This window comes from Amycolatopsis stemonae (assembly GCF_054781455.1).
Genome location: NZ_BAAGUJ010000003.1, coordinates 233,092 through 258,389 on the forward strand (window position 1 = coordinate 233,092; position 25,298 = coordinate 258,389).

The window sequence follows — 25,298 nt, forward strand, 5'->3', positions numbered from 1 at the left end:
CCTTTTACAGCGTGTCCGACGAGGTCGCGCGCAGCGTGCCCCCGGCGTTCGCGACGGCCACGACGTCGAGCGCGAGCAGGTCGTCGAAGGCGGCGTCGGCCGCGAGCTCGCGGACCTGGATCTGGTAGCGCGGTGTGGTCCGGTAGGTGCCGCCCTGCTCGTCGCTCACCGGGACCAGGAAGCCCTGGTCGGCGAGGAAGCGCAGCGCGCGGGAGACCATGCCGCGGGTGGTGTCGGCGGCCAGGCGGCCGTCCTTCGTGGCCGCGGCCGCGGGACGGCGGGCGTAGGCGCGCCAGGCCTGTTCGAGCTCGGGCGCGTCGGCCAAGGGGTCGTTGTTGGCTTCGGCGGCCGCGGCGCGCTCGTCGAGCATGCGAGCGGCTTCGCGGACCATCGCGTCGACCTGCTCGACGCTCACGCGGCCGATGTAGGTGTCGTTGGCGAGGTCGTCCGGACGCGGGTAGCCGAGCGCGGCGGTGGCGAGGTGGATCAGGCCGTGCAGGACCTTCTCCGTCTCGCGGCGCTCGCGGATCTTGGCCTGCCGGGCGTAGGAGTCCATCTTGATCTCGAAGACGGACTCGTCGGTGGCCGCGAGGACCGCGCCGGCCTGCTGGTTGACCTCCAGCACCATCAGCCCGAGCCCTGCGGCGACGGCGTGGGTGAGCGCCTTGAACGCGTTGTCCTCGCCGTAGCGGCGCACGAGGTCGCCGTAGACGACGTCACGCGCGGGCAGCTGCTTCGGCCGCATGCCGAAGGCGACCAGCCGGGCCGCGGCCTCGGCGTCCACGCTGCTGTGGGACAGCGCCATTACGCGACTTCCTCTTCTTCGTCGGCCCGCTCGACGGCGGCGGTGGACAGGAGCAGGTCGGCGCCGCCGAACTCCGGGTCGTCCAGGAGCGTGCCGTCGTCGACGGCGAGCAGCACCTGCCGGTCACCTTGGCGGCGGGCCGCGCCGACCCCGGGACTGTAGGCGTGCACCGCGCGCAGCGCGACCAGGGCGGCGAGCCCGGGCTGGCGGCTGCGGCGGGCTTCCTCGAGCAGGCCGGACAGCCGTCGCGGCACCTCCGGCAGGTCGAGGAGTTCGTCGGCGCGCCGCCAGACGTCGTCGCCGAACTTGTCGGTGATCTCGGCGGGCATCAGCTCGGGTTCGGGGATCTCGCCGACCAGCTGGTCGCGCTCCGGTGCGGGTCGCAGCAGCAGCGAGACCAGGGACGACAGCGACGGCACGACCGGCGCGGTGATGCCCGCGACGGCGTGGAAGAAGTGCTCGGCCGGGGCGACGGCGTCGGCGAGCGGGAGCCCGAGCGTCGGCACCAGGAGCTGGCCGAAGAGATCCAGGGTCGCGCGCTGGGGCGGGCCGGAGAACTGCTGGCGGTCCTGCTCGGCGCGGAACACCGCGCCCGCGTCGGCGAGCCGGGACTGCAGGCGGGTGTGCCGGCGGATGCAGTCGCCGACGATGTCGACGAGTTCGGCGGCGCGGCGCTTGCGGTCGAGGTCTTCGGTCTCGTCGCGGGCGGTGGTGATGTTCTTGAGGATGGCGTTCTCGGCGCGGAAGCGGGCCTCGATGTGGCTCAGCGCGCTGTCGAGCAGCTCCGGGACCTCGCGCTCCCAGTCGACCGACCGGACGTCGCGGCGGGTCGCGTCCAGCTTCGCGCGCAGCGTCTCGCCGTACTGGACGGTCCGGTAGCGGGCCTGCTCGGCGGCCAGCTTCGCGTCGGCGAGGCGGCCGCGGTTGATGAGGTTCTCGAGCTTGACCTCGGCCGCGATCTGCGCCGACTCGACGTCGGTGTCGAGGGCGCCGACCAGGACGTTGATGGCCTCGTCGGTGGCCCGGAGGTAGACCTCGCCGTCGGGCGCGGCGAGTTCGACGAGCAGCTTGAAGTCGAACTGGCGCCGCTGGTAGCCGCCCGGCCCGATCGAGCCGTAGACGCGCCGGAAGCCGCGGTCGGTGGTGCCGACGTTGATCAGGTTGTCCAGCACCCACTTGGTCACGCGGACGTGCTCTTCGGGCATGCGCGAGGGCGCCTGCTGCGAGATGAACGGCAGCAGCCGGTCGATGACCTCGTCGTGGCCGGCGCCGGTGTCGAAGTCCATCGCGATGGTGACCTGGTCGATCGTGTGCAGCGCGATCTCGGCCATCTGGTAGATCGTCGCGTCGGCCCAGTCGAGCTTCGCCTTCCGCGCGTCCAGGTCGTGCAGCGGCGCGGTGCAGGCCAGCGCCTTGAGGCGGCGCGTCAGCCCCTCGTCGGCCAGGCCCGCTCCCCCGGTCTCGTCGTCTCGCACAGCAGGCCAGGCTAGTCGGCCACCCTCTGCGCACGCGCGGGTGACTCCATCCATGCCCCCACCACCACCCTCAACGGTGACGCTGACGCGACGCGGTCTTTGCATTAACGTCCCCCTCATGCGTGAGATGACCCGTGAAGAGTGGTGGCAGTTCGCGTCCGAGGGGACCCGGACGGGCATGCTGGGCCTGGTCCGGAAGGACGGCTCGCCGATCGTGACCCCCATCTGGTTCCTGCTGAACGAGGGACCCGACGGCGACGAGCTGATCTTCACGACCGGCACCGAGACGCTCAAGGGCAAGGCCATCGCCCGCGACGGCCGCATCTCCCTGGCCGTCGACGACCAGAAGCCGCCGTATTCGTACGTCCAGATCACCGCCGAAGCGCGGCTGACGCACGACTTCGACGACATGCTCACCTGGGCGACCCGCCTCGGCGCCCGGTACATGGGCGCCGAGCGCGCCGAGGAGTACGGAAAGCGCAACGCCGTGCCTGAGGAGTCCCTCGTCCGGGCGAAGATCACGAAGGTCGTCGCGCGGGCCGAAATCGCCGGCTGACCTGCTTTCGCTGGTACCCTCGCCCGCGGGGGTGGGGTCATGCTTTCGGGTGAGGATGGCAGACGCGACGCCGTCAAGGCGATCATGAGCTCGGGCCAGCGGGAGCTGGTCGCGGAGCTGGAACGGCTGGACGGCGGGGCTCGCTTCGGGCGGTCGGCTTGGCAGCGGCCCGAAGGTGGTGGCGGGCAGGCGCGGCTGCTGGAGAACGGCGACGTCTTCGAGCGCGCCGGCGTCAACTACTCGGCCGTGCAGGGCGAGCGCGTCCCGGCGGCCGTCGCCGCGCAGCACGGTCTCGACCCGGACAGCGGGTTCTTCGCGACCGGGCTGTCGGTCGTGATCCACCCGCGCAACCCCTACGTGCCGGCGTTCCACGCGAACTACCGCTACTTCGAATCCGGCGGCACGTGGTGGTTCGGCGGCGGCGCGGACCTGACGCCGTGCTACGGCTTCGCCGAGGACGCGACGCACTTCCACCGGACGCTGCGGGACTACTGCGACGGCTTCGACCCGGCGTTCCACGCGCAGGCGAAACGCGCGTGCGACGACTACTTCCGCCTTCCCCACCGCGACGAGACGCGCGGCATCGGCGGCATCTTCTTCGACCACCTGTGCCCGCCGGGCCCGGACGGCTGGCGCCGCGCGGCGGCCTTCGCGGCGTCGGGCATCGCGACGATCGCGCCCGCGTACCTGCCGATCGTGCGGCGGCGCCAGGTCCTTCCCCACGGCGAACGCGAGCGGCAGTGGCAGCTGTACCGGCGCGGCCGGTACGTCGAGTTCAACCTCGTGCACGACCGCGGGACGCGGTTCGGGCTGCAGACCGGGGGATACGTCGAGGCCGTCCTGATGGCGTTGCCGCCCTTGGCGCGGTGGGAGTTCGAGTACACGCCGGAGCCGGGGAGCCCCGAGGCCGAGCTGGCTTCGTTCCTCGTGCCGCGCGACTGGGCGGGCGAGACCGCGGTGCCGGACGCCCGGGTGGTCGGCTGAGGCGCGGGGCGCCCCGGTGAGCGGGAAACCCTTCTTCACCCAGGGTGAGCGCCCGTGTCGAGTATTGACACGACCCGCTCGGCTGGTGTGAGATCTGTCCCATAGATAGGAAACTTTCCTAACTATTAGACCCGATTCCGGTGGTCCGCCGACCAGTCCGCCCCGGTCACCCCCTGTCCCCCGACCCACGCAGGAGGCTCCCAGTGGCACCCCGTCCACCGTGGCGCGTGGTACTGGCCGGCACCGCCGTCGCGGCGCTCGGCCTCACCGCGCTCAGCCCGGTAAGCGCTTTCGCCGCGGACACCGACTACGAGTCCGAGAACGCCGTGATCTCCCAAGGCGTGGTGGAATCCAACCACGCCGGCTACTCCGGCACCGGGTTCGTCAACTTCGACAACGTCGCCGGCAGCTACGTCGAATACTCCGTGAACGCCGCGCAGGCGGGCACGCACACCCTGACCTTCCGCTACGCCAACGGAACCGCCGACAACCGGCCGGTGAAGCTCATCGTCGACGGCGGGGACAAGGGCACCGTCGACTTCCCCGGCACCGGCGCCTGGACGACGTGGAAGACCGTCACCGCCAGCGTGCAGCTGACCGCCGGCGTCAACAAGATCCGCACCACCGCGACCACCGCGAACGGCGGCCCGAACGCCGACAAGCTCACCGACACCTTCACCGCGCCGACCGACGGCGAACCGCCGTCGCCGCCGTCGAACCTCAAGGCGAGCAGCATCCTCCCGACCGCCGCGACGTTCTCCTGGACCGCCGCGACCGACAACGTCGGCGTCGTGCGCTACGAGATCAACCGCGGCGGCAACGTCCTCAAGACCGTCGACGGGAACACCACCAGCGCGACGGTCGACAACCTGACGCCGAACACCGCCTACGACATCTCGGTCGGCGCGTTCGACGCCGCGGGCAACCCGTCGCAGCAGAGCAACGTGGTCACCTTCACCACGCCGCCGAGCAACGACACCACCCCGCCCACCGTGCCGGGCAACCTGCGCAGCACCGGGGTCACGGCGAACAGCGTTTCCCTGGCGTGGAACGCCTCCACGGACAACGGCGGCACGATCGCCGGCTACGACGTCTACCAGGGCGCCACCAAGGTCGCGACCACGACGTCGCTGAGCACGACGGTCACCGACCTGAACCCGAACACCTCGTACACCTTCACGGTCAAGGCACGCGACCCCGACGGCAACAGCTCCACCGCGAGCAACGCCGTCACGGCGAAGACCAGCGCTCCGGGCGGCGCAGGGGGCATCCCGGAGTACGACAAGGACATCGCGAAGGTCGACCTCGGCTGGGCGGTGGACTTCCTGCCGAACGGCAACGCGCTGGTGACCGAGCGGGACCGGTTCGAGGTCCTGCTGGTGACGCCGTCCGGCCAGAAGACCACGCTGGGCAAGGTGCCGGGCGCGGTCGGCACCAACGGCGAGGGCGGCCTGCTCGGCCTGGCGATCTCGCCGAACTGGTCGGCCGACCACGCGATCTACCTGTACCACACGGCATCCGGGGACAACCGGATCGTGAAGATGACCTACGACGGCACCACGCTGTCCTCGACGTCGACGCCGGTGCTCACCGGGATCGCGAAGAACCGCTACCACAACGGCGGGCGGCTCAAGTTCGGCCCGGACGGCAAGCTGTACGCCACCGTGGGCGACGCGAAGAACAGCGACAACGCGCAGAACAAGAGCTCGCTCAACGGCAAGATCCTGCGGCTGAACCCCGACGGCTCGGCGCCGTCGGACAACCCGTTCTACGCCACCGGCGGCAACGCCCGGTACGTCTGGAGCTACGGCCACCGCAACCCGCAGGGCCTGGCCTGGGACTCCCGCGGCCAGCTGTGGGCGGCGGAGTTCGGCGAGAGCAGCCAGGACGAGCTCAACCTGATCCAGAAGGGGGGCAACTACGGCTGGCCCAGCTGCGAAGGCACGATCGGTAGCTGCAGCGGCTTCATCGCCCCGAAGAAGACCTGGCCGACGTCGCAGGCCGGGCCGTCCGGGATCGAGATCGTCAACGACTGGATCTACGTCGCCGGCGTCACCGGCGAGCAGCTGTTCGCCACGCAGATCAACTCCGCGGGCACCGGCGTCGGCACGGTGTCGGCCCTGTTCTCGGGCCGTTGGGGCCGGCTGCGGTCGGTCACCAAGACCCCGGACGGCGGGCTGTGGCTGACCTCGACGAACAACGACAAGAACGGCGGCACGCCGTCGGTGCTCGACAACGTCATCGTGCGCCTGAAGTTCCCCGGCGGTGCCACCCCGGGTGAGTTCAAGCTGACGAGCTCCGCCTTCGCGGACAACGCCACCATCCCGGACAAGTACACCTGCGCCGGCGACGGCACGGCGGGCCAGGACCCGTCGCCGCCGCTCGCGTGGAGCGCCTCGACCGGGGCGAAGGGCTACGCCGTCGTGTTCGCCGACGTCGCCAACAGCGGGAACAAGCTGCACTGGGCGATCTGGGACGTCCCGGCGTCGGCCCGCGCGCTGCCGGAGGGGCTCGGCGCGGGCTACACGGTGCCGAACCAGGGCGGCGCGAAGCAGAAAGCGATGGGCAGCGGCGCGAACGCGCAGAAGTTCTTCGGCCCCTGCCCGGGCGGCTCGAGCCACCCGTACACGTTCACGCTCTACGCCCTGAACACCGCGACGGTCCCCGGCCTGAGCTCGTCTTCGACGATGGCCCAGGTCGAAACCGCGATCAAGGGCGCCTCGACGGCCGGCGTAGTGCTGCGCGGCAAGTCCAGCGCGGCGGCCCAGTAGCCGCGGCGGGGGTGACCGGAGCGGCGCCGGTCACCCCCGCCGCCCTAGCTCGGCTCCTTGATGCGGCGCAGGTGCGCGTCGACGTCGAAGCCGTGCTCCTCCAGCCGCCGCCTCGCCAGCAGCAGCTCGTCGGGGGTGAACAGCTCGGCGTACTCCTCGCGCAGCATCGTCGCCTCGGAGCTGCGGCCGAGCTGGTTCTTCTCCCAGAGGACGGTGAACCCGCCGGCGGTCCCGGCCCCGCGCAGGAGCAGGCGGGCCGCTTCGACGCCGCCGTGCTCGCGCACCATGCGCTCGAACTGGGCGGGCCGGTAGCCGTAGTCCTTGGCCAGGACCCGGCAACCGTCGAGCAGGTCCTCGGTGAACCGCGCGGCGAGACGGGGATCGGCGGCGGCTGGTTCGGGCATGGGACACCTCTCGACGGAACGGCTTCCCAGATTAATCGCGAACGGGGCCGGTTTCGCTACGCCATTCGGGAAGCGAATCGCCGAGTGACACTCTGCGTGTCTTGAACACTGTGCAACGGCGGCCGCTCTGGTGTCCATTGTGGACGGATTCACGTCCAGCCGAACAGGCCCGCCATGATCCGCGCGCAGCGCTCCGTCATCGCGTCCGCGTCCTCGTCCGGGCGGTCGATCCACCAGCTGATCAGCGAGTCGACGACACCCGTCCAGACCTGCGCGATCGCCTCGATGTCGACCGGGTCGGCCAGCCCCCGGGAGGTCATCAGCTGCGTCGCGCCCAGCAGCGCGAACGCGTCCAGGCGGCGCCGGTAGTCCGCCGCGGAGGCGGCGATGTCGCCGGTCGCGGGGACGGTCTCGTCGCGCAGGAGACGCCACGCGTACCGGTCGTGGTCGAACGTCGTGAAGATCGCGGAGAGCACCTTCAACGGCATCTGGTCGGGCTCGCCGCCGCCCGCCATGGTCGTCGCGACGCCCTCGGTGAGCCGGTCGCCCGCGCGGTGCAGGCAGGCCAGGTAGAGGCCGTCCTTGGAGCCGAAGTACTGGTAGAGCAGCGGCTTCGTGACGCCGACCCGGCGCGCGATCTCGACCATCGACGCGCCCGCGTAGCCCACCCGGCCGAACTCCTCGGTGCCGGCCACGACGAGCTGGGCCTCGCGCTCCTCGCGCGGCATTCCCTTGGTCCCGACCGCCCTTGACTCCGTCACGCCGGAGAGCCTACCGTGCGTAAAGTGACTTCAGGGTAAGTTACCCTAGGGTCAGATCAGAGGAGGCGACGTGGCCGAGTTCCTGGCGCACCTGCGCGACCCCGTGCTGTTCGCGGTGCCGGTGTTCCTGCTGTTCGTGACGATCGAAATCGTCGCGGTGCACGTCCTCGGCCACGACGACAACGTCCTCGGCTACAGCCCCGCCGACACCCGGACGAGCATGCTGATGGGCACGGTCGCCGTCGGCGTCAACGCGCTGTTCCGGCTGGTGATGCTGGTCGTGTTCGCGGCGTTGTTCGAGCTGGCGCCGGTGAAGTTCGACCCGCGCGACTGGTGGACGTGGGTGCTGATGCTGCTCGGCCAGGAGCTGGTGTTCTACGCCTACCACCGCGCCAGCCACCGCGTGCGGCTGCTGTGGGCCGGCCACCAGGTGCACCACTCGAGCGAGCACTACAACTTCTCGACGGCGCTGCGCCAGAAGTGGACCCCCTACTTCCAGCTGCCGTTCTGGTCGGTGCTGGCCCTGTGCGGCATCCCGCCGTGGATGATCCTGACCGGCCTCTCGATCGACCTGGTCTACCAGTTCTTCGTGCACACCGAGAAGGTCGGCAAGCTGCCCCGCTGGTTCGAGTACGTCTTCAACACCCCGTCCCACCACCGCGTCCACCACGGCAGCGACGCGGAGTACCTGGACGCCAACTACGGCGGCATCCTCATCATCTGGGACCGCCTGTTCGGCAGCTTCGTCCCGGAGGGCAAGCGCCCGACGTACGGGCTGACGAAGAACATCGGCACGTACAACCTGCTGAAGGTGGGCTTCCACGAGTACGGCTCGATCCTGCGCGACCTCCGCGCGGCCCGCACGTGGCGCGAGCGCGCGGGGTACGTGTTCGGGCCGCCCGGCTGGCAGCCCGAACACGTGCTCCTCGGCTAAGCCGTGTCCTGCAGGGCGTTCTCCGGGCGGATCGACGCCGGCAGCCCGGCCAGCGGTGGGCGCTGCGGGGACGTCAGGTCGGTCAGGACCAGCTCGCGCTCGACGCCGTCGCCCGAGGTGCCGCGCTGGAACTGGGCCAGCAGGGTCGCCGGCGGGACCGCCGTGACCAGGCGGTCGTAGCGCTGCAGGCGGTCGAAGAGCGTCTGCATGATCTGGCCCGACATCCGGCCCAGTGCCTGCGTGCTCTGGTGGCGGTGCGCGCGGTGGCCGAGGTCGACCTGGGCGAGCGCGTCGAGGCCGCGCAGTTCCAGCAGGTCGATGAGGTGCCCGATCTCGACGCCGTAGTTGACGACGAACGGGATGCTCTCGAGCACCTCGCGGCGGCCCGCGTATTCGCCCGCCAGGGGCTGGACGAACCCGGCCAGCTCCGGCCAGAACATGTTGAGCAGCGGCCGGGCGACGAGCTCCGTGACGCGGCCGCCGCCGTCCGCCTGGGTGCCCAGCGGGCGGTGGTAGAAGCCCTTGACGTAGGCGACCGACGGGTCCGCCAGCAGTGGGCCGAGCAGCCCGGTGACGTAGTCCGTGGTGAAGTCGTGGAGGTCGCCGTCGACGAAGACGACGAGGTCGCCGGTCGTCGCCGCGACGCCCTTCCACAGCGCTTCGCCCTTGCCCGCAAGGCCTTCGAGCGCCGGGAAGACGGCGTCCTGCGCGACGACCCGCGCCCCGGCCGCGGTGGCCACCTCGGCGGTGGCGTCGGTGGAGTGGCTGTCGACGACCAGGATCTCGTCGACCAGCAGGCCGTGGAGCTCCTCGCGGATGGCGGTGACGATCGCGCCGACGGTCGCTTCCTCGTCCCGCGCCGGGATGACGACGGAGACCGTGGTGCCGCGCTTGGCCGCGACGAGCTCCTCGATGGTCCGGTCCCCCGCCTTGCTGCTGCGCCGGGCGAGCCAGGTGCCGACCTCCGGCGACACCTGCAGCCGCGCGTGGCTCGTGCGCATGCTTTCCCCTTCCCTCGTTCGGCCTACCCGGTTCCGAGGTTCGAGGTCCCGCGTTTCGACGAACGCTCCGCGGTGCTACCGCGGTGTTACGAAAGGGCTGGTCCCGTTAACGCGGCAGGCCGGAAGGGCGATGTCCGCGTAGCCGCTCAGGCGTCTTCTTCCTCGAGCATCTCCGGCGTCACCGCGGATTCGGTGTCCGGGATGTTCAGGTCCTTGGCCCGCTTGTCCGCCATCGCCAGCAGGCGGCGGATGCGGCCGGCCACCGCGTCCTTCGTCATCTGGGGGTCCGACAGCTGGCCCAGCTCCTCCAGCGACGCCTGCCGGTTGGACAGGCGGAGCTTGCCCGCCGCCAGCAGGTGGTCCGGCGCCGTCTCCCCCAGGATTTCCAGGGCTCGCTCCACCCGGGCCGCCGCCGCGACCGCCGCGCGGGCCGACCGGCGGAGGTTCGCGTCGTCGAAGTTGGCCAGGCGGTTCGCCGTCGCGCGGACTTCGCGGCGCATCCGGCGCTCTTCCCACTGCAGGACGCTCGTGTGCGCGCCCAGACGGGTCAGCAGGGCGCCGATCGCGTCGCCGTCGCGGACCACCACGCGGTCGGCGCCGCGGACCTCGCGGGACTTCGCCTGGATGCCCATCCGGCGCGCCGCGCCCACCAGCGCCAGCGCCGCCTCCGGACCCGGGCACGTCACCTCCAGCGACGACGAGCGGCCCGGTTCGGTCAGCGACCCGTGCGCGAGGAACGCGCCCCGCCACGCCGCTTCCGCGTCCGCCACGCCACCGGACACCACGGCCGCGGGCAGCCCGCGCACCGGGCGGCCGCGCTGGTCGATCAGCCCGGTCTGCCGGGCCAGCCCTTCCCCGTCCTTGACCACGCGCACCACGTACCGGGTGCCCTTGCGCAGCCCGCCGCTGGCGGTGATCACGTGGACGTCCGAGTGGTGGCCGTACAGCTCGTGGATCTCCTTGCGCAGCCGTCGCGCGACCGAGCCCGTGTCCAGCTCCGCCTCCACGACCACCCGGCCGGCCACGATGTGCAGCCCGCCGGCGAAGCGAAGCAGCGACGCGACCTCCGCCCGGCGCGGCCCGATCTTCGTGATCTCCAGCCGGCTCAGTTCGTCCTTCACCGCGGCGGTCATCGCCATTCCTGCCCCTCCCTGCCTTTCGCTCCTCCCCCGTGCTCCCCGTCCCTGCCGAGACCGAGAGCCTCCCGCATCGTCCGCGCGAGCGCATCAGGATCATGCCGTCCCGCCACTTCCGGGTCGGCCACCGCCCCCAGGTGCGCCCGCCCGCCGAGCCGCTGCGCCGCCCGCCGGAGATTCGCCGGGTCGGGCACGGAATCCCGGTCCGCGATCACGGCGTCGACCCGCAGATCGGGCGCGTGGTCGAAGAGTACGTCCAGGTGCCGCTCGGGAGAGAATCCCGCGGTTTCCCCCGGCTGGGGGACAAGGTTCAGCACTAGTGCCTTCGTCGCGGTCGTGCGCACGAGCGCGTCCCGCAGCCCCGGCACCAGCAGATGAGGTAAAACGCTGGTGAACCACGAGCCCGGTCCGAGGAAGACGACGTCGGCGGCCAGCACGGCGTCGACGGCCTCCGCGCACGCCTGCGGCGGCCGCCCCGACCGGTCCGGCGAGTGCAGGCTCACGCGCTGCACCTGCCCCGGCGTCGACGCCACCGCGACCTGGCCGCGGATCGTGCGCAGCGCCGCCGGGTCCTCGCTGTCGAGGCCGCTGACCTGCCCCTCGATTTCCAGCGGCTCCGGCGACATCGGCAGCACGCGCCCCGAGACGCCCATCAGGCGGCAGGCCTCGTCGAGCGCGGCGACCGGGTCGCCGAGCACCTCGAACAGCCCGGCCAGCAGCAGGTTGCCCACCGCGTGCCCGGCCAGTGCGCCGTCACCGCCGAAGCGGTGCTGGAAGACTTCCGCCCACAACGTGCCGCCGTCCTCGGCCGCGAAGGCCGCGAACGCCTGCCGGAGGTCGCCCGGCGGCAGCAACCCGAGCTCGCGCCGCAGCCGGCCGGACGATCCGCCGTCGTCGGCCACGGTCACGATCGCCGTGACGTCGGGGGTCACCCGCCGCACCGCGGACAACGTGGCGTGCAGTCCGTGGCCGCCCCCGAGGGCGACCGCGCGCACGTTATTCACGACCAAGGTCGCGGTGCACCACCTTCACGGCCATACCGTCCTCATTGGACAGACGCTGGGCGAGCTCCTCGGACAGCGCCACGCTGCGGTGCTTGCCGCCGGTGCAGCCGACGGCGAGCGTCAGGTACCGCTTGCCCTCGCGCTTGTAGCCCGCGCCGATCAGCCGCAGCAGCTGGTGGTAGCGGTCGAGGAACTCCTCGGCGCCCTCCTGCGAGAGGACGTAGTTGCGGACCTCGCCGTCGAGGCCCGTGTGCTCGCGCAGTTCCGGGATCCAGAACGGGTTCGGCAGGAACCGGACGTCCATCACCAGGTCGGCGTCCATCGGCAGGCCGTACTTGTAGCCGAAGGACAGCACGGTGACGCGGGTCTGGGTGCTCGCCTCGGACCCGAACGCGTCCTCGATCTTGGCGCGCAGGTCGTGCACCGACAGCGACGACGTGTCGAGCACCAGGTCGGCCTCTTCGCGCAGCGGCTCGAGCAGCGTCCGCTCGGCCGTGATGCCGTCGGCGAGCCGGCCGTCGCCCTGCATCGGGTGGCCGCGGCGGACGGCCTCGAACCGCCGCACCAGCACCGCGTCGGTCGCCTCCAGGAACAGCACGCGCGGCTTGTAGCCCCGCGCGTCCAGGTCCTTGATCACCGAGGCGAGGTCGTCGGTGAACGCGCGCGAGCGCACGTCCATGACGACTGCGACCTTGGTGATCGCGCCGCGCGCCTGCGCGCCCAGCTCGACCATGGTGGCGATCAGCTCCGGGGGCAGGTTGTCGACGACGAACCAGCCCAGGTCCTCCAGGCACTTGGCCGCCGTGCTGCGGCCCGCCCCGGAGAGACCGGACACGACCGCGACCTCCATGCCGGAGCCGCGGATCTCCTCTTGCGCACTCACTGTCTTTCCCTTACTCCCCTGGTTTCGGACCGGCGCCGGTCTCCCCGGCCAGCGCGGCGACGACCGCTTCCGCAGTGCGTCTGCCGAAGCCGGGCACCGCCTCGATCTCTTCGATCCTGGCCTGCTTGAGCTTCTTCACCGAGCCGAAGTGCTTGATCAGCGCGGTGCGGCGAGCCTGCCCCAGCCCGGGCACACTGTCCAATTCGGACGTCTGCAGCCGCTTGGAGCGCTTCTCGCGGTGGTAGGCGATGGCGAACCGGTGGGCCTCGTCGCGCAGGCGCTGCAGCAGGTACAGCCCCTCCGACGTCCGCGGCAGGATCACCGGATCGGGGTCGGCCGGCAGCCAGACCTCTTCGAGGCGCTTCGCGAGCCCCACGACGGCGATGTCGGTGATGCCCAGCTCCGCGAGCACGTCCGCGGCCGCCGTGGCCTGCGGGCCCGCGCCGTCGACGACCAGCAGGTTCGGCGGGTAGGCGAACTTCTTCGGCCGCCCGGTCTCCGGGTCGAGGCCCGGTTTGCTCGACTCCTCCGAGGTTTCCTTGAGGTAGCGGGTGAAGCGGCGGCGCACGACCTCGGCGATCGACGCGACGTCGCCCTCTTCGGCCGCTTCACGCAGCGCGAAGCGGCGGTACTCGGACTTGCGCGCGAGCCCGTCCTCGAACACGACGAGCGACGCCACGACGTCGCTGCCCTGGATGTGGCTGATGTCGATGCACTCGATGCGCAGCGGTGCGGTGTCGAGGCCCAGGAAGTCCTGCAGCTCGGTCAGGGCGGCCGAGCGCGCCGTGAGGTCGCCGGCCCGGCGCAGCTTGTGCTGGGTGAACGCCTCGCCCGCGTTGCGCTCGACGGTCTCGGCCAGCGTCCGCTTGTCACCGCGCTGCGGCACCCGCAGCTGCACCTTCGACCCGCGCAGCCCGGTCAGCCACTCGGCGAGCGCGTCCGCGTCGGCGGGCAGCTCCGGCACGAGGACCTCGCGCGGGACCACCGGGCCCGAGTCGACGTCGTCGCGGGCCGCCAGCTCGGCCTGCTCGCCGTAGAACTGGGTGATGAAGTGGTCGACCAGGGCGGGGACGTCCATCTCCTCGGCCTTGTCGATCACCCAGCCGCGCTGGCCGCGGACCCGGCCGCCGCGCACGTGGAAGACCTGGACCGCGGCTTCGAGGTCGTCGTGCGCGAACGCCACGACGTCGGCGTCCGTGCCGTCGCCGAATACCACGGCCTGCTTCTCCATCGCCCGCCGGAGCGCGCCGAGGTCGTCGCGCAGCCGGGCGGCGCGCTCGAACTCGAGCTCTTCGGACGCCGCCGCCATCTCGGCTTCGAGGCGCTTGATCATGACGTCGGTCTTGCCCGCGAGGAAGTCGCAGAAGTCCTCGACGATGTCGCGGTGCTCCTCGGCCGAGACGCGGCCGACGCACGGCGCCGAGCACTTGTCGATGTAGCCGAGCAGGCAGGGGCGGCCGATCTGGCCGTGGCGCCGGAACACCCCGGCCGAGCAGGTGCGGGCCGGGAAGACGCGCAGCAGCAGGTCGAGCGTCTCGCGGATGGCCCACGCGTGCGAGTACGGCCCGAAGTAGCGGACGCCCTTCTTGCGCGCGCCGCGGTACACGTGCAGGCGCGGGAACTCTTCGTTCAGCGTCACCGCCAGGACCGGGTAGCTCTTGTCGTCGCGGTAGCGGACGTTGAACCGCGGGTCGAACTCCTTGATCCAGTTGTACTCGAGCTGGAGCGCCTCGACCTCGGTGGTGACGACGGTCCACTCGACGCTCGCGGCCGTGGTGACCATCTGGCGCGTGCGCGGGTGCAGGCCGGAGAGGTCGGCGAAGTAGGAGTTCAGCCTGCTGCGCAGGCTTTTCGCCTTGCCGACGTAGATGACCCGCTTGGCGGCGTCGCGGAACTTGTACACGCCGGGGAGCTCCGGGATGCTTCCCGGAGCGGGTCGGTAGGTGGTCGGGTCAGCCACTCCCCCAGCTTATGGGCCACCACCGACAGTCCCCGCCGCCCCCCGGTCCGCCGCGGCTCGTCGCCCGGCCGGAAGTAGGGTGTTCGTCCGGTTCCGACTTTGGTGGGTGTCCCCCTGGGTGACACGGTGGTTACTTTCCGACCGGCCGGATCGGCCCCCGTCCGAAAGGATCACCACCGTGAGCACTCTTCGCATCCTCGGCGCCGCGTCCGCGGCCGCCGTCGCGCTGACCCTCGCGGGTGGCGCCGCGGCTTCCGCCGGCGTCCAGCCGAACATCGTCGGCGGCACGACCGCCCCCGCCGTCTCCTGGGGCGCCCAGGTGTACGTGAACACGCCGGGCCGCGACTTCCAGGGCTTCAACTGCTCGGGCACGGTGATCGCCGCGCGCTGGGTGATGACCGCGGTGCACTGCCTCGACCAGGACGGGTCGGGCATGCACGTCAAGGTCGGCAGCAACACGCTGTTCTCGGGCACCGACATCGCGGTCGACGGCGAGTACCAGTCCCCGAACGGCGACATCGCGCTGCTGCACCTGGCGTCGGCGACGAGCGCGGGCCCGATCTCGCTGGGCAGCGCGGACCCGTCGACGGGCAGCACCAACCAGCTCTACGGCTGGGGCCGCACCACCCCGACGGGCCCGCCGGCGTCGGCGCTGAAGACGGCGAACGTCCAGGTGACGGGCCGGTCCTCGGACGCGTACGGCGGCCGCGCGATCCAGAGCGTCGGCATCAACGGCTCGGCGTGGAAGGGCGACTCGGGCGGCCCCGAGGTGGCGAACGGCGTCCAGGTCGGCGTCGCCTCGACGGTCCAGAACCAGAGCGGGACGAACACGCGCGGCACGAACAACTACGCGAGCGTGGCGGCGAGCCGGTCCTGGATCCGGACGACCGCGGGCGTCTGAGTTTCTTCGAAAGGGGCGGTGCCGCGGCACCGCCCCTTTTTCGTCGGTGGGGTGTGGGATGCTCGCGGCATGCGGATCGCCACCTGGAACGTGAACTCCATCCTCCCCCGCCTGCCGCGGGTGCTGGAGTTCCTGGAGCAGACTGCGCCGGACGTGCTGTGCCTGCAGGAGCTGAAGAACACGACGGAAGCGTTCCCGGCGGCCGAGATCGAAGCGCTGGGGTACGAGGCCGCGGCGTTCGGGCTCGGGCGCTGGAACGGCGTGGGGATCGTGTCCCGCGTCGGGCTGTCCGACGTGGTGCGCGGGCTGCCGGGCGAGCCGTCGTTCGAAGGCGCTGCGGAGGCGCGCGCGGTGGGCGCGACCTGCGGCGGGGTGCGCGTGTGGTCGGTCTACGTGCCCAACGGGCGTGAGCCGGACAACCCGCACTACGCGTACAAGCTGGAGTGGCTGGAAGCTCTGCGGTCTCTGGTGGCTTCGGAGCTTTCTTCCGGGCCCTTCGCGGTGCTCGGTGACTTCAACGTGGCACCGACGGACGCGGACGTCTGGGACATCGCGCTGTTCGCCGAGTCGACGCACGTGACGAAGCCGGAGCGGGACGCGTTGGCCCGCCTGCGGGACCTCGGCCTGACGGACGTCTTCCCGCGGCCGTTGAAGTACGACCACCCCTTCACGTACTGGGACTACCGGGCGGGGAACTTCCCCAACAACAAGGGCATGCGGATCGACCTGGTGTACGGGAACGAGGCTTTCGCCGGCGCGGTGACGGATTCCTATGTGGACCGGAACATGCGGAAGGGCAATGGCCCGTCGGACCACGCGCCGATCGTGGTGGACCTGGACCTCTGACGCCCGCGTAACAGCGCGAGCGGCCGCGCCGGCTGGGGGCGCATGCGCTTCGCGGTGTTCCTTTCGGCGGTGGCCCTGCCGACGTTGTCGGCCGGGTGCCGGACGGCTGTCGGCGGACAGGCGCACTCCGCGCCCGGGACGCCGTCGGCTCTCGCGCGAGCGGGCGGGACTTCGTCGCTGGAGTTCCGCAAGGTGGTGGCCAACGCGTCCCGGGTCGGCGAAGCCGGAACCGGTGGGCCGCTCCCCGGCGGACCGCAGAGCTGGGACGCGTCCGGGCCGATCCCCTGACACGACACGCCGATCACGGCCTACTTGCTCGATCCCGAGTTTCGACCAGCGGCACGGGCAGTGGGTCGTGAACCTCAGCTGGCCGACCGGACAGCCGGTCGCTAACCGCCCGTGGCGGCGCGGTGCAGCTTCCGCAGCGCGCGCACCGCTTCCACCGCCCGGTCCCGATCCACCGCCTGCACGGCCATCACCGCGTGGTACTCGTCGTCCGGGAGTTCCAGCCGGGCCCACGACGCGCCGTCCGGGAAGCTCACCGAAAGCACTTCGCTCCACGCGAACCGGCGGGTCATCAGCACGTTCCGGACCTCGATGCCCTCGTCGTCCGCGCGGACCCGGGCGATCGCGAACAGCATCACGCCGCACGCCAGCAGGATGCCGATGCCGATCATCGCCGCCTGGTCGGAGCGCTGGAAGTGGACGCCCGTGTTGCCGTTGCGCAGCAGCACCGCCACCACCACGAACACCGCCAGCAGGGCCACCGCCAGCACGCTGCACACGACCAGCGCGCGCCGGGGGCGGATCACCAGGAGAGTCTTCACGCTCACACGAATCCCCGCTCGGTCCACGGCTGGCGCAGGCTCTTCAGCACGTGGGCCGTGTCGAGGGCCGCCACCGTGGCTTCGTAGCCCTTGTCCTCCTTCGAGCCCGGCCGGCCCGAGCGATCGACCGCCTGCTCGTGCGTGTCACACGTCAGCACGCCGTTGCCGACCGGGGTGCTCTCGTCCAAGGCCACCCGGGTCAGGCCCGCCGTCACCGCGTCGCACACGTACTCGAAGTGCGGGGTGCCGCCGCGGATCACCACGCCGAGCGCCACCACCGCGTCGTGGTTGCGGGCCAGCGCCTGCGCCACCACCGGCAGCTCGATCGCGCCCGCGACGTGGACCACCGTCGGCTCGTCCTCCAGCTCGGCCTCGCGGGCCGCGACCAGGGCGCGCTCCAGCAGGACGTCGGTGATGTCCGCGTTCCACTTGGTCGCGACGATGCCGAGCTTCAGCGACTTGCAGCCGGACAGGTCCAGCCCGGTCTCCGGCCGGCCTTCACCGCTCACAGCGCTCCTCCGTCGGGGTGCTCCGGACCGGCGCCGACCTGGTCGTAGTGCTCCAGCTGGGCCAGGTCGTGGCCCATCCGGTCGCGCTTGGTCCGCAGGTAGCGCAGGTTCTCCGGGTTCGGCGAGATCGGCAGCGGCACCCGCCCGGTGACGCGCAGGCCGTAGCCCTCCAGGCCGATCCGCTTGGCCGGGTTGTTCGACAGCAGCCGCATGGTGCGGACGCCGAGGTCGCACAGGATCTGCGCGCCGGTCCCGTAGTCTCGGGCGTCGGCCGGGACGCCCAGCGCCAGGTTGGCGTCCACCGTGTCGGCGCCGTCGTCCTGCAGCTGGTAGGCCTGCAGCTTGTGCAGCAGGCCGATGCCACGGCCTTCGTGGCCGCGGATGTAGAGCACGACGCCGCGGCCCTCGGCGGCCACCGCTTCCAGGGCCGCCTCCAGCTGCGGGCCGCAGTCGCAGCGCAGCGAGCCGAAGACGTCGCCGGTCAGGCACTCGGAGTGGACGCGCACCAGGATGTCCTGGCCGTCGCCGATTTCGCCGTAGACGAACGCGACGTGCTCGATGCCGTCCAGCAGCGAGTCGTAGCCGACCGCGCGGAACGTGCCCGCGGCCAGCGGGATGCGGGCCTCGGCGACGCGCTCGACCTGCTTCTCGGTGCGACGGCGGTAGGCGATCAGGTCGGCGATCGTGATGATCGCCAGGTCGTGGTCGGCGGCGAACACCTCGAGCTCGTCGCGGCGCGCCATGTCGCCTTCGTCCTTCTGGGACACGATTTCGCACAGCACGCCGGCCGGCGCGAGCCCGGCCATCCGGGCCAGGTCGACCGACGCTTCGGTGTGCCCGGGGCGGCGCAGCACGCCGCCTTCCTTGGCGCGCAACGGGACGACGTGCCCGGGACGGCGGAAGTCCTTCGCCGTCGACTTCGGGTCGGCCAGCAGCCGGATCGTGTGCGCGCGGTCGGCGGCGGAGATGCCGGTGCTGATGCCCTCCGCGGCGTCGACCGTGACGCTGTACGCGGTGCCGCGCGCGTCCTGGTTCGTGTGGTACATCGGCGGCAGGTCGAGCCGGTCGGCCTCGGCTTCGGTCAGCGCCACGCAGACGTACCCCGAGGTGTAGCGGACCATGAACGCCAGCAGCTCCGGCGTCGCCTTCTCCGCCGCGAAGATGAGGTCGCCTTCGTTCTCGCGGTCTTCGTCGTCGACCACGACGACCGGGCGGCCCGCCGCGACGTCCGCGATCGCGCGCTCGATGGCGTCGGCGTCGAACACCGCCCCGGTGCCGCACGGCGTCCAGCCCGCTTCGGGCTCTGCCGGACTCGTCTCACTCATGACCGCTGCTCCTCCGTGCCGCCGTCCCGATTGTGCACCTGGTCGTGGATGTGTGCCTCGGCCAGCTTTTCCACGTACTTCGCGACCACGTCGACCTCGAGGTTGACCAGGTCGCCGGCCTCCCGGCCGCCGAGCGTGGTGACCTCGAGGGTGGTCGGGATGAGCGCCACCTTGAACTGGTCGCCGGTGACCGCCGCGACCGTCAGGGAGATCCCGTCGACCGCGATCGAGCCCTTTTCGACGACGTACCGGGCCAGGTGCCCGGGCAGCGCGAACGTCGTGACGCCGTTCTCGTCGCGGGAGAGGAAGACGCCGGTCCCGTCGACGTGGCCCTGCATGATGTGCCCGCCGAGCCGGCCGCCCGCGGGCGTCGCGCGTTCCAGGTTGACGCGGTCGCCGACCGCGACCTTCGCCAGGCTCGAGCGTTCCAGCGTCTCGTTCACGACGTCGACGGTGAACTCGCCGCCGGCGACCTCGACGACCGTCAGGCACACGCCGCTGACCGCGATCGAGTCGCCGTGGCCGGCGTCGCTGGTGACCAGCGGGCCGCGCACGCGCAGCCGTGCCGCGTTGGTCAGCTGCTCGACCGCGGTGACCTCGCCGATCTCCTCGACTATGCCGGTGAACACGTCCGCTGCCTCCCTAGTGAGCCGGTCCCTCCATCCAACACCCGCCGCGGCCCGGTGGCTTCTCCGGTGCCGCCGGGGGCGTCAGCCCGCCCGGCCCCGCGCCGCCTGCTCGCGCAGCGCGGCGACCGCCTTGCCCGGGTCGCCGGCGCCGTAGACGGCGGACCCGGCGACGAAGCAGTCGACGCCGGCCTCGGCGGCCTGCTCGATGGTCTCGGTGTTGATCCCGCCGTCGATCTCGACGACCAGCTTCAGGTGCCCGGTGTCGACCAGCCGCCGCGCGGTGCGGACCTTCTCGAGGACGTCCGCGATGAACGACTGCCCGCCGAAGCCCGGCTCGACCGACATGACCAGCAGCGTGTCGTAGTGCTTGAGCGCGTCGAGCCACGGCTCGAGCGCGGTGCCCGGCTTGATCGACAGGCCGGCCTTCGCGCCCGCGGCGCGCAGGTTCTTGGCCAGCGCGACGGGGTCCTTCGCGGCTTCGGCGTGCACGGTGACGTTGTAGGCGCCGGCCTCGGCGTAGCCGATCGCCCAGCGGTCCGGGTCGTCGATCATCAGGTGGCAGTCGATCGGCACGTCGGTGCTCTTGAGCAGCGCCTTGACGACGGGCAGGCCCAGGGTCAGGTTGGGCACGAAGTGCGCGTCCATGACGTCGACGTGCACCCAGTCGGCGCGCGCCTCCCCCTCTCCGGCGACGGCGGCGATCTCTTCGCCGAGCCGGGCGAAGTCCGCGGACAGGATGCTGGGGGCGATCAAGGGTCGGTCTGCCACGACCTGAGTGTAGGAGGAGCGTGCTAACGCTCACTAACCGGTTGTGACCAGGATCTGGCTCCGGAGAGGGAGGTCACGGTCGCCGCCACGCCCTGATCTCGCCGCATGTCCGGTTTCCTGACCTCGCTGCGGCGGCCCGGCGGCTACCGCGGCCTCCCGTACGCCGTGCTGGGCGCGGCCTTGACCGTCCCGGTGGCGCCGTTCGCCATGCCGTGGACCCTGCTGAGCCCGGCCGGGCGGCCGCGGGTGCTGCTCGCCCTGCTCGGCCTGGCGGTGCTACTGGGGCTGCTGGGCTTGCTGGGGCCGGTGCGCCGGTTCGGCGTCGCCGCCGCGAACGGCCTGCTGGGCACGGACCTGCCGGCGCCGGGCCGGGCGCGTCCGGAGTGGCCGGACCGGCTGCGGTCCGGCGCCTGGCTGGTGCTGCACGGCGGGTTCGGCGGGCTGCTGCTCGCCGTCAACGGCCTCCTCCTGCTCGGCGTCTTCTCCGTCGTGATGTGGCTGCGCGGCGACCAGGACGAGTTCTCGTTCTTCGGCGCGCACACGATCGCCGGGCCGTGGACCCTGCCGGCCGCCCTGGTCATGCTGGGGACGGCACTGCTGCTCACCGCCGCCGCGACCCGCGCGTTCCGCGCCGGGGCGACCAAGCTGCTGGGCCCGTCGGCCGCCGAGCGCGCCGCGCTCGCCGAACGCCGCTCCGCGGTCCTCGCCCAGCGCAACCGGCTGGCCCGCGAGCTGCACGACTCGATCGGGCACACGCTGACGACGTCGACCATCCAGGCGGCGGCCGCGGCCGACCTGGTCGAGGCCGACCCGGCCCAGGTGCGGCGCGCGCTCGCCACGATCGAAGAGGCGTCGCGTTCCGCGCTCGAGGACCTCGACCACGTCCTCGGCCTGCTTCGCGAGGAGCCCGCGGCCAAGGAGCCGACACGCACGCTGGCCGAGGTCGACGTCCTCGCCGTGCGCGCCCGCGAAGCCGGGCTCGACGTCCGGCTGACCGTCACCGGGCCGGTCGGCGCGGTCCCCGCCGCGGTGTCGCGCGAGGGGTACCGGATCGTCCAGGAAGGCCTGACCAACGCGCTGCGCCGGCCCGGGCGCCGTCGACGTCCGCGTCGAAGCCGGGCCGGACCGCCTGGCGATCGCCGTCGTCAACCCCCTGCCCGGTGCCGGGCCGCGGCCGGGGCGGCGCGGGCTGGCCGGGCTCGCCGAGCGCGTCGAAGCCCTGCGCGGCGAGCTCGAAGCGGGTCCGGACGGCGAGCGGTGGCGGCTGAGCGCGACGATCCCGCTGCGGGCGGGCGCGTGACGCCCTCGGTGCTGCTCGCCGACGACGAGCCGCTGGTCCGGATGGGGTTGCGGGCGTTGCCCGAGCAGCAGGGCCTGACCGTGGCCGGCGAGGCGGCCGACGGCGCGGAGGTGCTGCCCGCGGTGCGCCGGACCGCGCCGGACGTCGTGCTGATGGACGTCCGGATGCCCGGGGTGGACGGCATCGAGGCCACCCGCGGCCTGCTCGCGGAGCTGGCCGCGCCGCCGAAGGTCCTCGTCGTCACGACCTTCGACAACGACGACCACGTGCACGAAGCGCTGCTGGCCGGGGCCAGCGGGTTCCTGCTGAAGCGGGCGCGCAAGGAGGAGATCGCGCACGCCGTGCGGACGGTCGCCGCCGGGGAGTCGCTGCTGTTCCCGGAGGCGATCCGGCGGCTGGTGAGCGGCCGCGTGCCCGGCGGGAAGCACACCCGGGCGGCGAAGACGCTGACCCGGCGCGAGGCCGAGGTGCTGCGGCTGATCGCCACCGGGCTGTCCAACGCCGACATCGCGGCCGCGCTGGTGATCAGCCTCGAAACGGTGAAGACACACGTCGGGAACGTCTTCGGGAAGCTCGGCGCGGCCAACCGCAGCCAGGCCGTGGTGATCGCGTACGAGGCCGGGGTGGTGCGCCCGGGGCATCTCGCCGGTCAATAACCGACGTGCTCCCGGTCACCCGCGGGAAGTCATGAGTTCGGCCAGCGGCCAGCCGCCGGTCACCTTCCGTCTCTTCGCACCACACATGCAGAAGGACTAATGGCACGTGTCCGAAATCCGGGCACTTACCTCCCGAAGTCCCCCAATGAGGAGAAACATGGCTTCGCTGTTCGCCGGCCGCCGCCGGTGGCTGGTCGCGGGCGCTCTGGGCGCCGCGCTGGTCGCCGCCGCTCCGGTCGCCCTCGCCACCAACGGCTCCGGCAACGCCGACGCGCGCTCGTCGGCCGGCACCGGTGACCGCACCGCCGACGTCCGCGCCGCGATCCAGGGCGGCCACGCCCGCAACGTCATCCTGTTCATCGGCGACGGCATGGGCCAGTCGGAGATCACCGCGGCCCGCAACTACGAGCGTGGTGCCGCGGGCCGGCTCGCCATGGACGAACTGCCGCTGACCGGCGACTACACGACCTACGCCGTGGAGCAGAACAACCCCGGCAAGCCGAACTACGTGACCGACTCGGCCGCGTCCGGCACCGGCTGGGCCACCGGCACCAAGACCTACAACGGCGCCATCTCGGTCGACGCGTACGGCAACGACGTCCCGACGATCCTCGAGATCGCCAAGCGCAACGGCCTGCGCACCGGCGACGTCACCACCGCCGAGGTCCAGGACGCCACCCCGGCCGTCCTCGGCTCGCACGTCGTCAACCGCGACTGCAAGGGCCCGGTCGAGACGACCGCGAAGTGCGCGAAGAACGCCAAGGAGAACGGCGGCCTCGGCTCGATCTCCGAGCAGCTGGTGCAGACCCGCCCCGACGTCCTGCTGGGCGGCGGCGCGAAGTACTTCAACCAGCCGGCGACGGCCGGCAAGTTCACGGGCAAGCCCGTCCTCGACCAGGCCAAGGCGGCCGGCTACACCGTGGTCAACACCGCGGCGGACCTGGCGAAGGCGCAGCGGGGCAAGCCGGTCCTCGGCCTGTTCGCCGACGGCAACATGCCGGTCAACTGGACCGGCCCGGCGGCCGTCCACGGTGGCACCGCGCCGGCTCGCTGCACGCCGAACCCGAAGCTGCCGGCGGCCCAGCCGAAGCTGGCCGACCAGACCCGCAAGGCGCTCGAGCTGCTCGACGACCGCCGCAGCGACAAGGGCTTCTTCCTGCAGGTCGAGGGCGCGAGCATCGACAAGCAGGACCACGCGGCCGACCCGTGCGGCCAGATCGGCGAGACGGTCGACTTCGACGCGGCGATCGCGGCGGGCACGGCGTTCGCCCGCAGCCACCCGGACACGCTGGTGCTGGTGACGGCCGACCACGGCCACAGCAGCCAGATCGTCGAGCCCACCGCGACCCCGGGCCTGACCGCGACGCTCGTCACCAACGAGGGCGCGAACATGACCCTCGCCTACGGCACCGCGGAAACGGGCGGCTCGCAGTCGCACACCGGCACCCAGGTCCGCATCGCGGCCATGGGCCCGCAGGCGGCCAACATCGTCGGCCTGACCAACCAGACCGACCTGTTCGGCACCCTGAAGCGCGCGCTTCGCCTGCGCTGACCCGGTCGTGAGTAGGGCTGGCCCCCGCAGCGTTCGGGCGGCCTGCCCCATGCCCCCTGGCGTCCCGGCTCCCTAGCGTGGGGAGCACCGAGACACCAGGGGGTTCTTTCATGCGGAAGTCATTGCGGGGCAAGCGGATCGTCGCCGTCGGCTCACTCGTCGCCCTGCTCGCCGCCACCACCGCCGCACCGGCGCTCGCCGCGGCCGGCCCGGTCCAGGACGTCCTGGACGTCCTGACCGCCCAGGACGGCGTCCCCGGCGCCGAAGCCGTGCTCCAGGACCACGGCCGGACGCGCGTCGTGCGCAGCGGCCGCGGCGACGTCGCCACCGGGAAGCCGTTCCCGCGCAACGGGTCCTTCCGCGCGGGCAGCGTCACCAAGACGTTCGTCGCCACGGTGGTGCTGCAGCTCGTCGGCGAGGGCCGGGTGCAGCTGGACGCGCCGGTCGAGCGCTACCTGCCGGGGTTGCTGCCGGACCACCGGATCACCGTGCGGCAGCTGCTGCAGCACACGAGCGGGCTGTACAACTACACCGACGACCTGCCCCTGAACGATCCGGAAGCGCTGCGCCACCGCGGCGCCGAGCCGGCCGAGCTGGTGGCGATGGCGCTGAAGCACCCGGCGTTGTTCCCGCCGGGCACGAGCTGGTCGTACTCCAACACCAACTACATCGTCGCCGGGATGATCGTTTCGCGCGTCACCGGGCATCCGCTCGACACGGAGATCGCCCACCGGATCACCCGCCCGCTGGGCCTGCACGACACGTACTTGCCGCGCCGCGGCGACGAAAAGCTGCCCGGCCCGCACGCGGTCGGCTACGCACCGATCGGCGGCAAGCTCGTCGACTTCAGCGACTTCGACGCGACGATCGCGGGAGCGGCGGGCGGCATCGTCTCGACCCCGGCGGACCTCGACCGGTTCTACGGCGCACTGCTGGACGGCCGCCTGCTTCGCCCGGCCGAACTGGCCGAGATGAAGCGCACGGTCCCGGCGGACCTCGGCATCCCGGGCGCGCGCTACGGCCTGGGCCTGGGCAGCATCCCGCTGTCGTGCGGGGAGTTCTCGGGCCACGAAGGCGGGATCGTCGGCTTCACGAACCTGGCGGGCGTCGGCCCCGAGGGCCGTCGCGTGACGGTCGTGCTGAACGAGAACCCCACACCGGCCGCGGCGAACCAGCACCTGCTGGCCGCCACCGACGCGGCGGTGTGCTCGGGGCGGTAAGTCACCGTTCGCGGGCGGCGCCCCCGGGCCTGGGTGCCGCTCGAGGCGGTAAGTCACCGTTCGCGGGCGGTGCTCCGAGCCTGGGTGCGCC

The 25,298-nt window shown here is 72.0% G+C and carries 24 protein-coding genes and 1 pseudogene; 11 read left to right on the forward strand and 14 right to left on the reverse strand.

Annotated features, from left to right (window positions below):
- Positions 1-4: 4 nt before the first annotated feature.
- Both ACYVLJ_RS12885 and ACYVLJ_RS12890 read right to left on the reverse strand, forming a co-directional pair.
- Positions 5-805 (reverse strand): hypothetical protein, encoded by an 801-nt coding sequence (locus tag ACYVLJ_RS12885; RefSeq protein ID WP_410669302.1) that lies wholly within the window; start codon positions 803-805, stop codon positions 5-7.
- A complete protein-coding gene (locus ACYVLJ_RS12890; RefSeq protein WP_460438803.1) occupies positions 805-2,280 on the reverse strand; it encodes a hypothetical protein in 1,476 nt (491 codons plus the stop codon). The genes ACYVLJ_RS12885 and ACYVLJ_RS12890 overlap by 1 nt, the downstream gene beginning before the upstream one ends.
- A gap of 118 nt (positions 2,281-2,398) precedes the next feature.
- On the opposite strand from ACYVLJ_RS12890, the gene ACYVLJ_RS12895 reads away from it, so the two are divergent.
- The 3 genes from ACYVLJ_RS12895 to ACYVLJ_RS12905 all read left to right on the forward strand — a co-directional run bounded on the left by ACYVLJ_RS12895 (position 2,399) and on the right by ACYVLJ_RS12905 (position 6,591).
- Positions 2,399-2,836: a PPOX class F420-dependent oxidoreductase gene (locus ACYVLJ_RS12895; RefSeq protein WP_460438804.1), complete on the forward strand. Its 438-nt coding sequence runs from the start codon at positions 2,399-2,401 to the stop codon at positions 2,834-2,836.
- A 39-nt stretch (positions 2,837-2,875) separates the two neighbouring features.
- Positions 2,876-3,820, forward strand: coding sequence for an oxygen-dependent coproporphyrinogen-III oxidase (gene hemF, locus ACYVLJ_RS12900; RefSeq protein ID WP_460438805.1), 945 nt, complete (start codon positions 2,876-2,878; stop codon positions 3,818-3,820).
- Positions 3,821-4,023: 203 nt separating this feature from the next.
- On the forward strand, positions 4,024-6,591 hold the full coding sequence (locus ACYVLJ_RS12905) for a PQQ-dependent sugar dehydrogenase (RefSeq protein ID WP_460438806.1): 2,568 nt from the start codon (positions 4,024-4,026) through the stop codon (positions 6,589-6,591).
- 44 nt (positions 6,592-6,635) lie between these two features.
- Here ACYVLJ_RS12905 and ACYVLJ_RS12910 read toward each other — a convergent pair whose 3' ends face one another.
- Complete coding sequence (locus tag ACYVLJ_RS12910; RefSeq protein ID WP_451975489.1) at positions 6,636-6,995, reverse strand: hypothetical protein; 360 nt, start codon at positions 6,993-6,995, stop codon at positions 6,636-6,638.
- A 149-nt stretch (positions 6,996-7,144) separates the two neighbouring features.
- Positions 7,145-7,756, reverse strand: coding sequence for a TetR/AcrR family transcriptional regulator (locus ACYVLJ_RS12915; protein ID WP_451975487.1), 612 nt, complete (start codon positions 7,754-7,756; stop codon positions 7,145-7,147).
- A gap of 70 nt (positions 7,757-7,826) precedes the next feature.
- Here ACYVLJ_RS12915 and ACYVLJ_RS12920 point away from each other — a divergent pair, with 70 nt between their 5' ends.
- Positions 7,827-8,690 (forward strand): sterol desaturase family protein, encoded by an 864-nt coding sequence (locus ACYVLJ_RS12920; protein ID WP_460438807.1) that lies wholly within the window; start codon positions 7,827-7,829, stop codon positions 8,688-8,690.
- Here ACYVLJ_RS12920 and ACYVLJ_RS12925 read toward each other — a convergent pair.
- From ACYVLJ_RS12925 to uvrC, 5 genes are all read right to left on the reverse strand, one after another.
- On the reverse strand, positions 8,687-9,691 hold the full coding sequence (locus ACYVLJ_RS12925; protein WP_460438808.1) for a glucosyl-3-phosphoglycerate synthase: 1,005 nt from the start codon (positions 9,689-9,691) through the stop codon (positions 8,687-8,689). The two genes, ACYVLJ_RS12920 and ACYVLJ_RS12925, sit on opposite strands and share 4 nt — an antisense overlap.
- A 146-nt stretch (positions 9,692-9,837) precedes the next feature.
- Positions 9,838-10,830 carry a DNA-binding protein WhiA gene (gene whiA / locus ACYVLJ_RS12930; protein WP_460438809.1) on the reverse strand — a complete coding sequence of 331 codons (993 nt, stop codon included), beginning with the start codon at positions 10,828-10,830 and terminating at the stop codon, positions 9,838-9,840.
- Positions 10,821-11,822, reverse strand: coding sequence for a gluconeogenesis factor YvcK family protein (locus tag ACYVLJ_RS12935; RefSeq protein WP_451975478.1), 1,002 nt, complete (start codon positions 11,820-11,822; stop codon positions 10,821-10,823). The genes whiA and ACYVLJ_RS12935 overlap by 10 nt, the downstream gene beginning before the upstream one ends.
- 1 nt (position 11,823) lies before the next feature.
- Positions 11,824-12,681 (reverse strand): RNase adapter RapZ, encoded by an 858-nt coding sequence (rapZ, locus tag ACYVLJ_RS12940; RefSeq protein WP_176178290.1) that lies wholly within the window; start codon positions 12,679-12,681, stop codon positions 11,824-11,826.
- Between the two features lie 43 nt (positions 12,682-12,724).
- Positions 12,725-14,674, reverse strand: a complete 1,950-nt coding sequence (uvrC, locus tag ACYVLJ_RS12945) for an excinuclease ABC subunit UvrC (RefSeq protein WP_451975475.1) — start codon at positions 14,672-14,674, stop codon at positions 12,725-12,727.
- Between the two features lie 178 nt (positions 14,675-14,852).
- On the opposite strand from uvrC, the gene ACYVLJ_RS12950 reads away from it, so the two are divergent.
- From ACYVLJ_RS12950 to ACYVLJ_RS12960, 3 genes are all read left to right on the forward strand, one after another.
- Positions 14,853-15,575 carry a S1 family peptidase gene (locus ACYVLJ_RS12950; RefSeq protein ID WP_451975473.1) on the forward strand — a complete coding sequence of 241 codons (723 nt, stop codon included), beginning with the start codon at positions 14,853-14,855 and terminating at the stop codon, positions 15,573-15,575.
- Positions 15,576-15,644: 69 nt separating this feature from the next.
- A complete protein-coding gene (locus tag ACYVLJ_RS12955) occupies positions 15,645-16,421 on the forward strand; it encodes an exodeoxyribonuclease III (protein WP_460438810.1) in 777 nt (258 codons plus the stop codon).
- Positions 16,422-16,463: 42 nt separating this feature from the next.
- The gene (locus ACYVLJ_RS12960; RefSeq protein ID WP_460438811.1) at positions 16,464-16,709 is read left to right on the forward strand and encodes a hypothetical protein; all 246 of its coding nucleotides are present in this window, start codon (positions 16,464-16,466) and stop codon (positions 16,707-16,709) included.
- Between the two features lie 101 nt (positions 16,710-16,810).
- On the opposite strand, the gene ACYVLJ_RS12965 is transcribed toward ACYVLJ_RS12960, so the two are convergent.
- The 5 genes from ACYVLJ_RS12965 to rpe all read right to left on the reverse strand — a co-directional run bounded on the left by ACYVLJ_RS12965 (position 16,811) and on the right by rpe (position 20,464).
- Positions 16,811-17,254, reverse strand: a complete 444-nt coding sequence (locus tag ACYVLJ_RS12965; protein WP_451975467.1) for a PH domain-containing protein — start codon at positions 17,252-17,254, stop codon at positions 16,811-16,813.
- Entirely contained in the window at positions 17,251-17,757 is a 507-nt protein-coding gene (ribH, locus tag ACYVLJ_RS12970) for a 6,7-dimethyl-8-ribityllumazine synthase (protein ID WP_451975465.1), read from the reverse strand. The genes ACYVLJ_RS12965 and ribH overlap by 4 nt, the downstream gene beginning before the upstream one ends.
- Positions 17,754-19,082: a bifunctional 3,4-dihydroxy-2-butanone-4-phosphate synthase/GTP cyclohydrolase II gene (locus ACYVLJ_RS12975; protein ID WP_460438812.1), complete on the reverse strand. Its 1,329-nt coding sequence runs from the start codon at positions 19,080-19,082 to the stop codon at positions 17,754-17,756. Before ACYVLJ_RS12975 ends, ribH begins: the two co-directional genes overlap by 4 nt.
- Positions 19,079-19,711, reverse strand: a complete 633-nt coding sequence (locus tag ACYVLJ_RS12980) for a riboflavin synthase (protein WP_460438813.1) — start codon at positions 19,709-19,711, stop codon at positions 19,079-19,081. Before ACYVLJ_RS12980 ends, ACYVLJ_RS12975 begins: the two co-directional genes overlap by 4 nt.
- An 81-nt stretch (positions 19,712-19,792) precedes the next feature.
- Positions 19,793-20,464, reverse strand: coding sequence for a ribulose-phosphate 3-epimerase (rpe, locus tag ACYVLJ_RS12985; protein WP_451976170.1), 672 nt, complete (start codon positions 20,462-20,464; stop codon positions 19,793-19,795).
- 594 nt (positions 20,465-21,058) lie between these two features.
- Here rpe and ACYVLJ_RS12990 point away from each other — a divergent pair.
- The 4 genes and pseudogenes from ACYVLJ_RS12990 to ACYVLJ_RS13005 form a co-directional block, all read left to right on the forward strand.
- Positions 21,059-21,325: pseudogene (locus ACYVLJ_RS12990) on the forward strand (histidine kinase); the annotation flags it as partial.
- Positions 21,326-21,775: 450 nt separating this feature from the next.
- Positions 21,776-22,435: a response regulator transcription factor gene (locus ACYVLJ_RS12995; protein WP_460439128.1), complete on the forward strand. Its 660-nt coding sequence runs from the start codon at positions 21,776-21,778 to the stop codon at positions 22,433-22,435.
- 157 nt (positions 22,436-22,592) lie between these two features.
- Positions 22,593-23,987 (forward strand): alkaline phosphatase, encoded by a 1,395-nt coding sequence (gene phoA, locus ACYVLJ_RS13000; RefSeq protein ID WP_460438814.1) that lies wholly within the window; start codon positions 22,593-22,595, stop codon positions 23,985-23,987.
- A 110-nt stretch (positions 23,988-24,097) separates the two neighbouring features.
- The gene (locus ACYVLJ_RS13005) at positions 24,098-25,207 is read left to right on the forward strand and encodes a serine hydrolase domain-containing protein (protein ID WP_460438815.1); all 1,110 of its coding nucleotides are present in this window, start codon (positions 24,098-24,100) and stop codon (positions 25,205-25,207) included.
- Positions 25,208-25,298: the final 91 nt, after the last annotated feature.

What these genes read in the sequence shown, in the direction of transcription:
- ACYVLJ_RS12885 (WP_410669302.1), bottom strand. Translation starts at nt 805, where the DNA reads ATGGCGCTGTCCCACAGCAGCGTGGACGCCGAGGCCGCGGCCCGGCTG.
- ACYVLJ_RS12895 (WP_460438804.1), top strand. Translation starts at nt 2,399, where the DNA reads ATGCGTGAGATGACCCGTGAAGAGTGGTGGCAGTTCGCGTCCGAGGGG.
- hemF (WP_460438805.1), top strand. Translation starts at nt 2,876, where the DNA reads ATGCTTTCGGGTGAGGATGGCAGACGCGACGCCGTCAAGGCGATCATG.
- ACYVLJ_RS12910 (WP_451975489.1), bottom strand. Translation starts at nt 6,995, where the DNA reads ATGCCCGAACCAGCCGCCGCCGATCCCCGTCTCGCCGCGCGGTTCACC.
- ACYVLJ_RS12925 (WP_460438808.1), bottom strand. Translation starts at nt 9,691, where the DNA reads ATGCGCACGAGCCACGCGCGGCTGCAGGTGTCGCCGGAGGTCGGCACC.
- whiA (WP_460438809.1), bottom strand. Translation starts at nt 10,830, where the DNA reads ATGGCGATGACCGCCGCGGTGAAGGACGAACTGAGCCGGCTGGAGATC.
- rapZ (WP_176178290.1), bottom strand. Translation starts at nt 12,681, where the DNA reads ATGGAGGTCGCGGTCGTGTCCGGTCTCTCCGGGGCGGGCCGCAGCACG.
- ACYVLJ_RS12955 (WP_460438810.1), top strand. Translation starts at nt 15,645, where the DNA reads ATGCGGATCGCCACCTGGAACGTGAACTCCATCCTCCCCCGCCTGCCG.
- ACYVLJ_RS12960 (WP_460438811.1), top strand. Translation starts at nt 16,464, where the DNA reads ATGCGCTTCGCGGTGTTCCTTTCGGCGGTGGCCCTGCCGACGTTGTCG.
- ACYVLJ_RS12975 (WP_460438812.1), bottom strand. Translation starts at nt 19,082, where the DNA reads ATGAGTGAGACGAGTCCGGCAGAGCCCGAAGCGGGCTGGACGCCGTGC.
- phoA (WP_460438814.1), top strand. Translation starts at nt 22,593, where the DNA reads ATGGCTTCGCTGTTCGCCGGCCGCCGCCGGTGGCTGGTCGCGGGCGCT.
- ACYVLJ_RS13005 (WP_460438815.1), top strand. Translation starts at nt 24,098, where the DNA reads ATGCGGAAGTCATTGCGGGGCAAGCGGATCGTCGCCGTCGGCTCACTC.